We start from the raw sequence: 464 nt of genomic DNA, 5'->3' as shown, positions 1-464 counted from the left end.
ACGCAACGCAGATCGTCATCGGCGGACGCAAGCAATCGTTCCCGTTCAGGCTGTTCCGCCGTTCGCTACCCGACGCGCTGATGGAGCGGGCCTCGGGCCTCGGCGTCTATGTCGTCACCGGCGAAGAGGAGATGCCGCCGCCGGCTGCTCCCGCCAAGCCGCGCGCGCTGATCTTCCGCATCCTGAAGGATGTTGGGCTCGCGGCAGCGATGACCGCGGCGGTCACGATCCTCGGGCTGGCGCTCGACGAAGTCGTGCGCCTGCCAAACATCTCCATCATCTACCTCCTGGCGGTGCTCGCCTCCGCAATCAGCGCCGGCTACGCAGCGGCGATCGCCGCCGCGCTGTTTTCGGCGCTCGCCTATAATTTCTTTTTCATTCCGCCGATCTACACACTGACGATCGCCGAACCGCACGAGGTCTTCGCGCTGTTCGTGTTCCTAGCCGCGGCCATGCTGACCGGC

The 464-nt window shown here is 65.5% G+C and carries 1 protein-coding gene; it reads left to right on the top strand.

Annotated features, from left to right (window positions below; genetic code table 11):
- On the top strand, positions 1-464 hold a 464-nt coding region (locus OWC48_RS46440; RefSeq protein WP_282525984.1), incomplete at both ends, for a DUF4118 domain-containing protein.

This window comes from Bradyrhizobium sp. Arg816 (genome assembly GCF_029989365.1).
Classification (GTDB): Bacteria; Pseudomonadota; Alphaproteobacteria; order Rhizobiales; family Xanthobacteraceae; genus Bradyrhizobium.
This window is presented reverse-complemented; position numbering and strand designations above follow the sequence as displayed.